The following is an 11,378-nucleotide window of genomic DNA, read 5'->3' on the forward strand; positions in this document are numbered from 1 at the left end:
TGGGCTGGTGGCACCAGCATTAGCGAGCGCTACCAGCGCCAGAAAGACAGGCCGGGTGCTTAGGCACACTTGAGGAAGCCATAATTCGCGCTCGCGGTCAGTAGGGGTTCCGGGAAGGCTCCGGGATGGTTCCGGGCACTGCCAGGTGAGGTGAGCAAGAAGCAGGCGCAGACCAAGACAGGCCGGGTTGCCGGGATTTTGGCGAGCGCTTTTCGAGGAAGCCAGGCAAGAGCTGGCAGGCTTATGGATACACAACGCTGTGGGTTCAGGTACTGCTTGAAGGTTCTGGGTTTGGAGGGGCTGGATCAGCAGACTGTGGGCGCGGCAAAGCCCCGGTATGCACTGGCGTAAGAGTGCATACCGGGTCTGCCGTATAGCCTGAACGCAGATGGTGATGGTGTTTTGGGTGTGCGCCGTTTTTAGGGTTTGGCGCATCTAATGATCGTTACTGTCGGCGGTGGGGGTGGTGCCCTAATCCGCACGGTGCTGTAGCGCAGGTGGCTGGTAGCAGCTGCGCATGGTACACGACGGCACTGTTCCGGGGCGGGTGGGTCGGTCAGTTCCCACTGCTCAATGGAGGCATCTAGCTGCTCGTTCAGAGTCTGCTCCAGCTGGGTACGGCACAGCTCGATAGCTTCTGCAATGGTTTGCTCAGGGTAGCTATCCAAAGTGGCGTAGGGTCCTTGGGGCACATCACGTCGGGCGGTAGTGGTAATGATGTGTCCGGTGGCAGTCCAGGTACGGCCCCTATAGGTGCGCTCAATCGTGACTTCTTCACCGGCGTTGGTATCCCAGGTAACCGGAGATGCAAACTTACCTTCGGTAGCGCCAATGTAACGGCGGTTGAAGTCAGCAGCCAAGGCAGGCACGATATTCTCGGTGCTCTTATTCGTGGCCTTATTCTTAGTGGAGAACGTGCTGGCAGGATCGAAGGGCCGGAAGAACATCTGAGTATAGCTGTAGTAGGGCGAGTTACCCGGAGTCAGGGAGTTCAGCTCGATGTGGCGCTTGTACAGGCTGAACCCTGAGGAGTCGTGTCCGGCAGCGTAACGGTAGTGCGACTTTACATCCAGGTTCTTAAACAGATACCACGCAATATAGTCGGTGTACTGCTTGAGGTCTTTGACGCTGGCGATTTGTACGTGCACCTCAACAGTGAGACCAGCCTTAGCGAGCGCGGCGCGGATGTGCGTATCTAGGATGTCTTCGGCCTCGATTGCGGTGATGTTCGCCGGTAGGTCAAGGGGGTTGATGAGGTGGTAGTGCAGCGAGGCCTGGTTGTTGTTTTGGGCCTGGTGCATGGCGTCGGTGGTGATGCCATTAGCGTGCGGTTCGATGACACCGATGCACTCTTGACCCTTGGGCAAGTTGGCGGCCTTGATGCCTTTGAGTACTGCGTCCCAGATGGGCTTGAACTGAGTGTCATCCATGATGCCGGGGATGGTGATCATGGCGCTGTGCGTGTTCATTTCCATGCGGCGTGAGACGGCTGCTACGCAGCGGTGGTGGATGGAATTTTGGCACACGAATTTGGTGCAGCTGGGGCTGTAACAGGGCTTCGGTGAGAGGAAGATGCCGTATTTGTCGCGGAATGCGAGCGCTTCAGCCTGGACAGTGCTGGGGGTATTGCGTAGCGGGTACACACCAAAGGCACCTGCTGCAGCTACGGTTTTCAGCAGGTGGTTGTAGTCGTCCTCTGCCTGGTTGAGCAGGGTGAGTAGGGTGCGGGGGATGTGGTTTTTGGGTGCTTGGTAGTAGGCGGTGATGTCGATGGGTCCGATGCGGTTAATTCGGACGGTGTAGGAGTGGGTGTCGGGGGTGTTGTTGCCGGTCAGTGCGGTGTTTTTGGCGGCGTTTTGGTCGACTTTGTCGAGGGTGGCTAGGTGGTAGCCGCCTGCTGCCATGCGTTGACGGAAGCGGTTGTAGTCGCCGGTGGTGGGCTGTTCGGCAGGGGGTTGTTCGGTGATGGTGGGTGCAGCACAGAGTTCAGCGATGAGGTCTTGCTGAATGCTGGCAGGCTCGGTAGCGACCTGTTGCGGGGTTGTGGATAGCGGATTTGGATACGACAAATCCTCCCCATGTGCCATGGTGTGGGGAGGTGCAGCATATTCGCTGTTGTTGCCTTCGGGTCGGTTTAGGTCATATTCGAAAGTAAACATCTGAAAAAGGTTGGGGCCGTAGCCCCCGGTGCTCAGGTGCATATCAACCCGTTGACCCCGCCTGACTTTTTTGTGTTCTAGCGTGTTCTTCATGGTTGGGGCTGTTGATGATGTTTAAGGGTGCCTCAACCATGAATGGGGGTTTATGGGTTCTGAGCTTTGGTTTTATCGTATCAGTGTTGGGGTTGGTGGTGCGGTGTGGTTGGTCATTTAGAGGTGGTGGGTTATCGGTGGCTGCTCATTTGGGGGGTTGGTTATCGTGCCGGTAGCGGGGTTGTCGTCAGTGTCTGGGTATCTGGTGTGTTGAGGGTGCTAGCGAGCGCAGCACCTGGCTGGTAGTGCTGACAGCTGGTAGTAGCAAGCGCAACAGCGGAGGCTGGTGCTGACGCTGAGGCTGGTACTGGCTCTTAGCGGGTGGCGGGTGCACAATTTTTAGGTCAGCAGGCGCAGTGATGGGTGGGTAGCGGGCTACTAGCGTCCTACCGGTAGTGGCGTCATGTCGGTGGCTTCTGATGTTGATGGGTTCTTCGGCTGAGGTCAGCAAGCGCAGCAACTGGTAGCAAGCACGGTGATTGGTGGGGAGCGGAGAGTAATACTGACAGCTAACGGTATCGGATGGTGGCCCTATGCGGGCGGTAGCGAACGCGTTGGTTGATGGTGCTGAGGCTGACGCTGGTTTGGGGCACCCCACCCGATGGAGGGTTTCACTATCGGGGGGCGTGAAGCTTACCAGGGTAACGACTCGTCACGGGTAGCGACACTACAAGCGGTGGCCCTGTGCGGGTGGTGACTCTGCACAGAGGGGTGGCTCTTAGCAGGTGCTAGCTCTTACGCGGGGTATGAAACTTACCGGCAGGAGGACGCTCTTAGCGGGGTGTGAAGCTTACCAGAAGCGGGCTCTTAGCGGGGTATGAAGCGTACCGGGAGGTGGCTCTTAGAAGGTGGCAACTCTGCAAGTGGTGACTCTCCACAAGGGGGTGCTACTCCCCTGGTGATTCTGAACAGCCTTTCTCAAGGGCTCTTGACACACCCCTACCCCCCCCCCGGCCAAGGCAATCGCCACCTGACGGCAAGCGCAGCAACTGGTAGCAAGCCCAAACAGAGCCCACCCCCGAACACAGGCACACACTACCCCACCCAAAGCACTCACCTACTGGCGGCAAACCCAGGTAGAGCCCCGTCAACAAACACACGGTGCCAGCCCGCAGAGAACCCATACTATAAGAGTAATGATGCTAGTCCACGCGGTACGACATAACTTATAGAACATGTGCAATATTATGTACCCCAACCGTGTGCGCCCCAACCATGGAGGGTGCAGAAACTCTCACAGCGAGCGCAGGAGGGGGCTAGAGGCAACGGCAGAACTGAAGGCACTACAGGGTGACCATGGGACTACAGGCACCGCAGGCATTGAGGATGACCACAGGACCACAAGAAATAGAGGCGACCACAAGAAATAGGAGCAAGAAGCGGCGACAAGACTGAGGACTAGAGAGGATAAGGGCGACTACAGAACCACAAGGAATAGAGGCAGCTCTAGGACTAAGAACTAAAGGCGACGTATAGAACAACAGGCGCTAAAGGCTGAGGGCGGCGGTAAGAACCACAGAACTAGAGGCACGAGGCAACGGCAAGTGGCTGAGCAGACAGGTCAGGGGGCTACCAGCTAAGGGGTTAACCAAGCACATTCAAGATAAGACAGAAGGGGGAAGACTGAAGGCGCCCACCCCCCAGCAAGCACCAACACCAGCACCAGAACAAGACCACAGACGAACCCATGCCAAGGTGCACAGGACAGCCAAGCAAAAGCAGACAGAGGCAAGCAGGCAGGCGCTCGCAAGAGCAGGGCAAGAGGGGCACACACCGGTCAGTAGACAGGGGATTCAGAAAGAGCAGGAGCTCCAGAGGGTACGGCACGGAATGCTAGCGAACACCCCTCCCCCATTCGAGAAAGACCCAACAGCTAGCTAGTACGGGATACCAGGAACTGCCAAAAAGCTGAAGAAACAGGACGATTAGGGAAACAGGGAATGCCAGGTGCGTACAAGACAGGATGGACGAGACCCAGAAAGGAACAGGAACAGAGGGGCTGCAGCATGAGCAGCAGCCACCGGATAGAAGGATCTCAGAGGGCACTCCCCCATTTCAGGGAAGAGGCAACAACTAGTACGGGCCACCAGTGAGCACCACAGGCTCCAGAAAGAACAGGAACAGAGGCTAGGGGCAGCAGGGACAGAGGCTAGGGGCAGCAGGAACCCCATGTCGTCAGAGGCTCCATACCAGCAGGAAACCCCCTACAGAACAAGGTTTGATGCTAGTCCACGCGGTACGACACAACTTATAGAACATGTGCAATATTATGTGCCCCAACCATGGGCGCGCAGGGACTAAAGACAGCGAGCGCAGCAGCTAGGAGGCGGTAGAGCTACCGGCGCTAGGGTACCGCAAGAACAGCAGGCACGAGCCGCAGGGGGCTAAGAACTAAGGGCGACGGGAAAGGCTGAAGGCTAAGAGGCTATAGAACTACAAGCATCCAGGACTACAGAAACCAAGGGGCGACGGTAAGAACTGTAGGACGGCCACAGGACTGAGGGCACCCATAGGGCCAAAGCATCCAAGCACAGCACACCCAACCAAACCAGAGGCTAGCACCGCAGCACCCTACACCAGCCGCACATCCACACCCAAACTAGAGCGCACCTGCATCACCGCATTACGCAACCCACGATAATCAGAACCCGTAGCAGGCACCGTCACGCTCACACCCTCACCCACCACCCCTGAACCCCAAAACTTGTAATGACCCGAACCAGATACGGACACAGCACAACCCGCCTTACGGGCACGACCCAACAACTCAACGGTACTGGCAGGCATAGACCCGACAGGGCTACCACCCGAGATACGGCGGACACCTTGATGATCGGTACTCACCAAAGTACCGGCCAAGGCACCGACTGGCTCGATGCAAACAATCAGGTTCTTAGGTTCACTGGCTAGAACATCAAAACCACCACCACGGTAGAGGGTGCGCATACCAACTGCCGGATAAGACTGAGCATCCCCCCATAGAACCCACCACAACAACCGGCGTAGTCTTCAAAGCCTTGCAGTCCTCGATAGCATACGGGAGTGAACACCCAACCCCCCAGAACCCCAAAACCCAACCCCCCAGAACCCAGATTGAACTCAACCTTAAGAACAGTGCGGGTACACGTATCCACCACCACCCAATACCCGGCAGGTGTAGTGTACGCGTACACAGAACCACCCACACAACAACACACCACCCTAGCGGCGGGAGCAGTGATGGGGGCGGGGCGGGAGCAGTGATGGGGGCGGGGGCGGGAGTGGGGGCGGGGGCGGCCAGAAGCAGCAGCAGCCCCAGGCACCACCCAAGAACCAGCCAACAACCCCCGAACATCCCTCAGAGAAAGATTGAAATCCGCAGCACACGCTTTGGGAATGAGCCTTCCACGTAAGAAACATCAACCAACCCTTCCCTTCCACCAAGAAACACAGAGACAAAAATAGGGGCACCACCAAAAACAGGGGGCACCAGACCAAGGAAAAGAGCCCGAAGCGCACAACCCCTAAAACCCACGACACTCATAGGGTGGGTGCCGGTAGATATTCCTTGTCAGCAAACCACAGAACAAGTCATAGTACATGTTCCATATTATGTGCCACTCTAAGCCATAGGGGTTCACGCTTTGCTCAGAGAAAGTATGCAGCAGGAACGCCTCATGCTGCGAACATGGCGGCTAAAGGATACGGTACGAGCGCGAGCAAGGTGGGATTCCGTGGGGTGGTAGAGGTGAAGAAACCATGAACTGATTGAGGGGGTAGGGGTGCCTCTTGGTGGTATTTGTCGCATGTTTTAGAACATGTTCTATGTTATGTTCCGCTCTTTGTGTGTGAGTGCAAAGAGGTTCCTCTCCACCTGGGTGGGACCTGTCTTGCGGCTGCCTAGTGGTCGTTGTCTCCAATGATTTTCTGGTGGGGCCCAGAATCTCTTCATGAGGTTCAGGAGTCTACGGTTCTTGGTGTGCCGGATTCTGCCAGATGGAGAGGAAGCGTATGGGCTTCGATTCTACCGTGACTGGGTGTGGGGGCTCCACCTGTTTGGGAGGGGGGTGGTGGTCTTCTTGGTTTTGGAATGACCAAACCGCGCGCACTGATTTTGTTCTGTCTCTAAACTGAGAGCATATTCAAGCGTTACCGGTAGGTTGTGCAAGCGGCTTAGGGTCTTCCTCGTAGTGGAGGAGGGTGCTCCAAGATGCATTGCGTCTTTGGCTCTCAGGGCGGTTTGTAGCAGCCCCCGATACGGTAACTACCCAGGTTCTTGAGATCCATCAAGAGCCCTTATGTGAAAGGACTCATCATGACCTCTAGTAATGCGCACTTATCTGCAGGCGACGACCAGCTCAATGCTTCCGAGGCGACGCAGCAGGTGCCGCTCACGGAGGACGAGCTGGACCGGGCAGAAGAGAAGGCATGGTGGGATTCGCTGACCCCGGAAGAACAGCACGCTTACGAGGCCGAGCACGAGGCTAACCTGCGCATGGTTGAAGAACGTGAGGTTATCAATGATGAGCGCCAGGAATTCTACGACCGCATCTATAAGGATTTGTACAATGTGGATGCTCTACTGCAGCAGCTGCTTGAATGGGCAGAAGACGCAGGAGACGAAGAGGACGCGCAGTGGTACCGTGAGAACAATGCCACGCTGACCCTTGATGAAAAGCTCGAGTTCGTAGCAGACGAGTACACCAACCGCCCTTCGCACTACGAGGCTGAACTGCGCGCTACCAACCTCGTAACCCCCTTCGAGACCATGACTACTTTGGCGGCGGCGGTGCCTTTGAGCGATACGATGATTGCAACCATGGCTAAGCGGCACAGGAGCTTGCTGAAGCTGGGCATTGAGGATAAGGCACTAAACTTCAGGCGTCGCCCAAAGGGTGGCTATAGCCTCAATGATGAGCAACAGCAGTATGTTCGTAAGCAGCTACTGAAGAACTATACCCGTATCGGTAAGGCAGGTTCGGCACAGATGCTTGTCGCAATCTACGAACCGACCGGCATGTGGTTGCTTGAACCGCGTAAGGATGGCGACGGTAACGGCTTCACCTGGGATACGGTGAATCTTGATGATTACCGTGCTGGTTTCCTTTTCCCGTTGAGCTCGAATATGCCCACTGGCGGTTTCGCCCCGCGCCGTGATCGTGTGGAGTTCTTGTGCCTGCTGCTGAAGAAGGGTGTTATCACTCTTGAGCAGTTCTGGCAGCGTCTGCGTAGCAATTCCTACATTGCCGACCGTGACGAGTTCTTCGAAGATGGTGCCAATTCGCTTGTGATGACCAAGCGGAACTGGCGAAACCTCGTGCACAAGGCGAAGCTCAATGACACCGCAGAAGACCCCCAGATGCTTCCTACCGATTGGGCGTTTGTTGATGCAAGTGATGAGCGCTTTGGATTCTGGTCCCTTTCTGAGTGGGAAGAGTACATTGACTCCAAGCCTGATGACTGGTTCGTTGTAGGTGATGATACTGCTGAGTACATCGGCAAGGAGGTAGAACCTGCCCTGCTGCTACCCGAGATGCTTGAGTGGCACCAGCGCCACACGCAAACCCAGGATGACTAAAAGCTAGATCCCTGACTCATTTATGAGCGCAAGGGGGTCAGAGGGTATATTAGGTTCTGACATGGAACCTCCTATCGTCGGTTCATGTCGTGTTGTTATATGGGTCTGGGAATGTCGGATTCCCAGACCCATTTTTTATCTTCTGCTCCCTCATTGCGGATGGAGCGCTCTGGCCTCCAGATACGGACAAGCCCCGCTAGAACGACACGTTCTAGCGGGGCTTTTCACACGTTCACACACAAGCACCCATCCTGCACGCCAACAGGCGAGGCAGCTAGGTACCTGAAGCTTCTAAAGACCTCATCCACCACCCTACAATTACGGTCTGCATATTATAGTTTTTTGGGGTAGATACTCGGCCCTCAAAACTCCTCGCAAGCGAGCTTTTTTCAGTCCGAGTATATCACACCACAAGAAACGGCGTGGCAACTTGCCCGCAATACCAAGGAACTATATATTTGTCACAGTGACAAAAGTTGTAAATCAACAACAGGAGAGTAGCGTGCGCCCCACCCCATGGACCCCCAAACCCATCACCACCGCCTTCATGGACTACGAAACCGGATACGGTGTCACCTCCGACGGTGTCACCTTCAAAGCCGCCGCCGGTGCACGCCGCAAAAACCCCAACCTGGTCGATAAGCTCAACGCCGCAGCCCAGCTGCGCGTTGCAGGCCAGCCGGTCACCCGTATCTTCCTTACCGGCAAAGTACCCCCCAACGACCGCAAAACCCGTCACTGGCTCCTTACTCAGACCCCCGGCTGGGAAACCCCTAGAGGTCACTGGCTCGGCACCCCTCCCACCGGACGCTTCGATAATGTAGAAACCGGCCAGCGCATCGACGTGAAAGTTTCCTCCGAGTGGTTCGGCAAAATCAATCTCACCCCCGACCAAGCCCGCCGCGCCTGGAACACCCTTGAATCTCTTCTGCGTTGGTTCTTCCGTTCTGACCTCGGCGAGGGATCCCCGCTCATGCTCACCCCCGCCGCCACCGGGCAGAACCTGTGGGCAGCCTCCCTGCCCAAGAACTACGCCCCCATCCCCGTAGACCCGGACATTGCCGAGGACCTGCACCGCACCAGCACCCAGCACCACCTCGACCACCTCGTACTCGGCGACGCCATGCCTCAACACCCCGACGTCGTCCCCATGATTGACCCGAGGCACACCCCGCAGCTTGACGGCTTCTCCTACGTTGATGGCCGCTTCATGTACTCGGCCCTCTGCCGCGAACTGGGCACCGGCCCCGGACACCGCCTGACCGCCAAGCAGTGCGAAGACCTCTGGCGCAACAACCCGTACGTGCGCGCCCGCTTCGCCGTCGAATTCACCGTACCCGACACCTGGGAACACGTCGGACTCTTCGGCATCCCCTTCGAGGACAAGACCCACGGCTGGTTCTACCCCAACCGCCCCGGCGCACGCGGTCAGGCATGGGTTGACGCCTCCGAACTCTTCGTCGCCCAAAAATTCGGCTGGCACTTCCGTTTCCTCGAAGGCATTCTCTTCACCACCGAAAAGAAGGCGCAGCGCAAGCGCTTCGAGCCCGGCGCCGACGAGGCAACCCGCCGCATGGTCAACGCCCGACCCCTGGACACCTGGGCCGATCGCCTCTCTGAAGCCCGAGAAGCAGTAGCCAACCACCCCGATCTGCACCCTGCCGTCGCCAAGGCCATCAGCGCAGCACTGCGCGCCATTGTCATTCAGTCCATCGGTGCTTTTGCCTCCCGTGGCCGCTCCGCTACCGCCATCACCTACGACTTCGCCAACATCCCCGCCAAGTACCAAGGCACCGCAGAACGTAAAGGCAACGCCTTCATCTACACCCTCCCCCAAAACCACAACCCCCGCCAGCAGGCCTTCTATCGCCCCGAATTTGCAGTGCAGGTATGGGGTAGGGGTCGCGCTCGTGTGTTGCATCATACGGTGCGTCGTAAGGGGTTCGATCCGGTGGAGACCGGCGCTCTAACCCTGCCGGGCCGGTCCATCATCGGCATTAACGGTGACGCGATCTACTCGACGGTGCTACCGACCTGGTCGCTGCCTGTAGCTAATGGTGGCGCCGATGATGGGCGTGCAGGTCTGCTGCGCCTTCAGGGCTGGCTACCTGGCCCGGTCAAGACCCCGGTGCTACGTTCTGACCGTGACAAGCTACGAGACCGAGCCGTGAAATCCGGGTACACGCACGGTGTCGATGATGCCGTCTTCGAGCATGAATTTATCCCCCCGGAAGATGGCTTGTTCGATTACGACCTCTTCGAAGAAGACGTTTAGACCCTAGAGAGGATGTGAATGATGGACCCGCAAAAAGCACCGCTTTCTCAGCTTTTCGCCTACGTCAAGCAGGTACACGGGCTAAGCAATAAGAAGATTGCCGAGCAGCTAGGTCGCTCTGAAACTCTAGTTCGTAAGCTTCTAGCAGGCACCTGCAAGAACGAAGCCTACCGCATTCCTGGCACTGAGCTAGCTGAGACCGGCCAGGTGCAACATCAGGCACCCCGCCGCCGCCGCAAGGACGGCAAGCTGGCTCGCGTGCGTGCCCCGCGCGGCTCGAAGAAGAAGTCAGTCGTTCCTTCAGATACGCGTGGCACCCCGGTCCCCAAACCGCGCCGTAGCGCCTTTATCCATCACAAACCCGTTGAAGGCGCTGACGGAAACCGTTTCTACATGATTGACATGCCAATGGGTAAGAAGACGAAGGGCCGCGTCTCTGGCTTCAAAGCTGCCATGGATGACTTGCATGATGTCACCCGTCGCCAGGCGCACACTGACAAGCGCGTGAACATGAACGTGACCGTACAGAACGCCGACGGAACCCGCCATCAGCTACGCGTCGGTAGCAAGCGCGGTTTCCACGCCTCTGACGTACTAGCTGACGTGAAAGATCAGCACAAGGGCAGCTTTGAATCCTGGCTCATGCATCAGCTTCAGACCGTCTATGACGGTTCCGCTGGACGCATTGTGCAGATTCAAATGGTCTCTTTCGACGCAGTGCGCAGCAAGGAAGAACGCAAGGCACAGGATCAGGCGGGCACCCGCCGAGGCTTCTGGAGCCAATTCCGTAAGCGCCGCTAAAACACACCTCACACCTGGAAGGAGGCACATCATCATGACACATCATCAACAGAAAACAGGAAGCCTACGCGAACGCCTAGAACGGGCACTTGAATATACGGATACTGATGAGCAGCTGGCTCAATGGCTGGTAGAAACTCACACGTTGGAGGATATTCTAACGGCGTGTACATGTACTGCAGATGAGGCCGCTGCATTGTTAGGTTATGCCAGCGTACGGTCGTTTAAGACCATGGCACATCGTCGTTTAGCGGGCAAACCTAGCCGTGTTCCCTTGCCAGTGGTGAAGGGTGTGGGGGATTTATGGTCTCGTCCTGCGGTATTGAGGGCTGCGGAGCCTTTGAGGGTGCGTTCATCTTTTGAGGTTTCTGACTGATAGACAGTTACGATAGGTAGGTTCTTGTGTGTTAGGGCGGTGGTGCAGCTGCGGTGCTGTGCTGCCGCCCTTCTTTTGGGTTAGCTCATTTACCAATGGGACATACCATCCAATACA

At 56.9% G+C, this 11,378-nt stretch carries 5 protein-coding genes; 3 read left to right on the forward strand and 2 right to left on the reverse strand.

Annotated elements, in window-relative coordinates:
* Positions 1-419 precede the first annotated feature (419 nt).
* Together HMPREF2605_RS00165 and HMPREF2605_RS09350 are read right to left on the reverse strand one after the other, a co-directional pair.
* Positions 420-2,069 (reverse strand): hypothetical protein, encoded by a 1,650-nt coding sequence (locus HMPREF2605_RS00165; RefSeq protein WP_168167578.1) that lies wholly within the window; start codon positions 2,067-2,069, stop codon positions 420-422.
* A 2,754-nt stretch (positions 2,070-4,823) separates the two neighbouring features.
* A complete protein-coding gene (locus HMPREF2605_RS09350; RefSeq protein ID WP_141762255.1) occupies positions 4,824-5,039 on the reverse strand; it encodes a hypothetical protein in 216 nt (71 codons plus the stop codon).
* Between the two features lie 1,507 nt (positions 5,040-6,546).
* Here HMPREF2605_RS09350 and HMPREF2605_RS00170 point away from each other — a divergent pair.
* The 3 genes from HMPREF2605_RS00170 to HMPREF2605_RS00180 all read left to right on the forward strand — a co-directional run bounded on the left by HMPREF2605_RS00170 (position 6,547) and on the right by HMPREF2605_RS00180 (position 10,885).
* Positions 6,547-7,809: a hypothetical protein gene (locus HMPREF2605_RS00170; protein ID WP_070687957.1), complete on the forward strand. Its 1,263-nt coding sequence runs from the start codon at positions 6,547-6,549 to the stop codon at positions 7,807-7,809.
* 502 nt (positions 7,810-8,311) lie between these two features.
* Positions 8,312-10,084 carry a hypothetical protein gene (locus tag HMPREF2605_RS00175; RefSeq protein WP_070687955.1) on the forward strand — a complete coding sequence of 591 codons (1,773 nt, stop codon included), beginning with the start codon at positions 8,312-8,314 and terminating at the stop codon, positions 10,082-10,084.
* Positions 10,085-10,105: 21 nt separating this feature from the next.
* Positions 10,106-10,885 (forward strand): hypothetical protein, encoded by a 780-nt coding sequence (locus tag HMPREF2605_RS00180; protein ID WP_141762256.1) that lies wholly within the window; start codon positions 10,106-10,108, stop codon positions 10,883-10,885.
* Positions 10,886-11,378 lie beyond the last annotated feature (493 nt).

This window comes from Rothia sp. HMSC065C03 (assembly GCF_001837295.1).
Taxonomy (GTDB): Bacteria; Actinomycetota; Actinomycetes; order Actinomycetales; family Micrococcaceae; genus Rothia.

What these genes read in the sequence shown, in the direction of transcription:
- HMPREF2605_RS09350 (WP_141762255.1), bottom strand. Translation starts at nt 5,039, where the DNA reads ATGCCTGCCAGTACCGTTGAGTTGTTGGGTCGTGCCCGTAAGGCGGGT.
- HMPREF2605_RS00170 (WP_070687957.1), top strand. Translation starts at nt 6,547, where the DNA reads ATGACCTCTAGTAATGCGCACTTATCTGCAGGCGACGACCAGCTCAAT.
- HMPREF2605_RS00180 (WP_141762256.1), top strand. Translation starts at nt 10,106, where the DNA reads ATGGACCCGCAAAAAGCACCGCTTTCTCAGCTTTTCGCCTACGTCAAG.